The sequence below is a fragment of the Microcystis viridis FACHB-1342 genome (genome assembly GCF_014698335.1).
Lineage (GTDB): Bacteria > Cyanobacteriota > Cyanobacteriia > Cyanobacteriales > Microcystaceae > Microcystis > Microcystis ichthyoblabe_A.
In genome coordinates this window covers 1-2,565 of sequence record NZ_JACJSV010000136.1, presented here as the reverse complement: position 1 = coordinate 2,565, position 2,565 = coordinate 1, and the positions used below count along the sequence as shown (strand labels likewise).

Here is a 2,565-nt window from a genome sequence, read left to right as displayed (position 1 = left end):
CCCTAGCTGGTGCCGAGAAAACCTTCACCAGCTAAGTATTTTTACTCAAGTCTCTGGAGGGGGATAGCTTATGTGACAGTTGAGGGTGCGGAATGTGGGATAAATATTTTACACAATTCATACCGGGTAAGCAACAGAGCTACGCCACTACTACCGAATCATTACCGAAAAACTTTTTCAGCAGACCCTAAGTGGTCGTGCCAAATTAATTTCCTAAACCTTGACCAGAAATTCTGTAAACTTCGATCAAAAGCTGCGTAAATTCTGTATTTTCTCTGGAAGTCTTAGATATAGCCTTTAGAATTGTAGTCGTAGCGCTAGGCTAATTCAGATCAATTAAACTTTTTCCTCACTCCCGACTTTGTTAGTATCATGAAACCTAACTCTGGCCGTAAACGTTTATTATCCCTGATATCTGCTGTTTCCTGTAGTTCCCTCTTGATTTTATCCCCTCTAGCCCAGAGAGCGCAAGCAGACGATATTACGGATGCCCTAGAAGCGGTAATTGAATATACGGCTCAATTACACCAGATCAATTTTAAGTATTTGTTAAGTGATGGCCCGATAACCACTCCCTGCGGTGTAATTTCCCTAGCGGCTTTCTGCACTGTAGATAATACAGTTTACGTCAATCTCGAGCAAGTCACTCGCATTAGTGATAATCCCCTATTTCCCCTTTACGCCGTCGCTCACGAGGCTGCTCACGCTGTTCAGTGGAATCGGGGTATCGGTGGCATCGATGAAGGTGGAATGAGCATCGGCATTGAATTACAGGCCGATTGTCTAGCGGGAGATACCCTTTCCTGGTTATTTACCGAAGCAAGAAGTTTATCCAAACAGGATTATATAATAGCAGGAAAACTTCTAGCGGAAGCGGCCTCGGAAGTGGGCGATTTTGAAGCTCCCAATAACTCCCACGGCACACCACAACAGCGAGGTGATTCGGTCTTACAAGGATTCTACGGGGAAAATCATCAAGCCTGTATGCGTTAACTAACACTCAAGGCTCTATTTCCCCTAGAATGCTTAAAAAAGTTTAAAAAACTACTGTAACCCTAACCAAGATAGCAGACCTTGGCCAGTTAGATACTCGATCAACAGGGTGATCACAAAACCAATCATAGCAGCCCTACCGTTGAGGCGCTCGGCATAGTCATTAAAACCAAATTTGGGGTCTTCTAATTTGGGAGTTTGAGTCGGTTGTGGTTCAGTCATGATCTTTACAGGCCGTTTACATTTCTTTACTATTCTAGCGGAGTTAGAAGTTAGGTTGTAACTAATTTCTAACTCCTCCCTATTTGCCCTAATCCCGACCGTTAAGAGCGATTAAAAGGCGCAGAATAAAGATAAATAGGTTGATATAGGTCAAATACATCGATAAAGCAGCACTGAGATACTGTTCATCTCTGTAGGTACGAGGCAAGATGTAAAAGTCCACCACTGCGGAGCCGGCAAACAAGAAAACCCCGATGCCAGAAATAGCGATTTCTAACCAGGTGGGAGTACCGCCACCAAAGATAGAGAAAATTAGCTGACCAATGAGAACAATAAAAAGAGCGAGAATACCGATGCTAACGGTTTGAGTCAGCGCCAAACCATCTTTTTCCGACAGATTCGAGCCGATATTGCGTCCCAACACAAAAGCGAGGCCGCAACCGAGGGCAGCAATTGCCACTCCTCGCAAACCAACACCGGAAGTACCTAGGGCCACATAGACGATTCCACTGAGAGTATAGCCAGAAAGAAGACTATAGAGAGTCAGCAGGGGCAGAGCAGTGCTTTTATTGCCGCTTTCCGCACTACTACGCGCGACAAAAAATAAAATAATCTCGGCAACCAGGGCGACAAAGAAAGTCGGGAAGAAAATCTGGGGATAGGATTGGATCACACCTAAACCGCCATAGGTTCCCACCGCAGTTAAAATTAGACCACCACCGAGATAGGGCAGGGCCTTGAGGATAACATTGGGGCCGATAAGTGCTTGGCTTTTAGCCTCGCGTAAAGCTTGGCGAAAATTACTGGTATTACTCATGGTGATAGGGTGCGAGATACTTGTCTCAATCAATCTTGTTAAACAGGAACTATTCTTGATTAGTTCGTCAAGAATGGCGAATCGGAGGGAAGAAAAAAAGGTAAATTTTTCCCCCGGCATCGATTCCCTCTTAATTGTAACGAAAAGACTAGGGATCGAGCTAAGTAGGTAGGTATTAAAAATTGTCAGCTACCCCCCTTGATAAGCTATCCATTAGTCAGATCTTTCTTAACAAAAAGAGAAGAAACTTAAAAAAAGGGGAAACGATTGATAGGTATAGTTTTGAAAGAAGGAATTAAGGTGGAGGTAAGCAAAAAAATGGAGAAATGGGCAGCCCAAGAATTACAGTATGCAGACCTAGGGGACACCAGAAGAAAGAAAAGGTTAATCAGTATCGTAGAAAACTTGGCCAGCCAACCTAGTACAAGTGTGCCACAAGCTTCGGGAAATCTAGCCGCAGCGAGTGCCACCTACGACTTTTGGAATTCCCCCTATTTTCACCCCTCAGATATAATTGCCGCCCAAGCCAAAAG

Annotated in this window: 4 protein-coding genes; 2 read left to right on the top strand and 2 right to left on the bottom strand. The window is 44.2% G+C overall.

All coding sequences use genetic code 11. From position 1 onward, the window contains the following. Positions 1-372: 372 nt before the first annotated feature. Positions 373-993 carry a neutral zinc metallopeptidase gene (locus tag H6G40_RS22785; protein WP_069474467.1) on the top strand — a complete coding sequence of 207 codons (621 nt, stop codon included), beginning with the start codon at positions 373-375 and terminating at the stop codon, positions 991-993. A gap of 51 nt (positions 994-1,044) precedes the next feature. On the opposite strand, the gene H6G40_RS22780 is transcribed toward H6G40_RS22785, so the two are convergent. Both H6G40_RS22780 and H6G40_RS22775 read right to left on the bottom strand, forming a co-directional pair. Beyond that, positions 1,045-1,215 (bottom strand): high light inducible protein, encoded by a 171-nt coding sequence (locus tag H6G40_RS22780; protein WP_002742489.1) that lies wholly within the window; start codon positions 1,213-1,215, stop codon positions 1,045-1,047. 88 nt (positions 1,216-1,303) lie between these two features. Then, entirely contained in the window at positions 1,304-2,032 is a 729-nt protein-coding gene (locus H6G40_RS22775) for a Bax inhibitor-1/YccA family protein (protein ID WP_069474468.1), read from the bottom strand. A 318-nt stretch (positions 2,033-2,350) separates the two neighbouring features. On the opposite strand from H6G40_RS22775, the gene H6G40_RS22770 reads away from it, so the two are divergent. Next, positions 2,351-2,565: IS4/Tn5 family transposase DNA-binding protein (locus tag H6G40_RS22770; RefSeq protein WP_190537532.1), on the top strand; the 215-nt coding region annotated here is incomplete at its 3' end.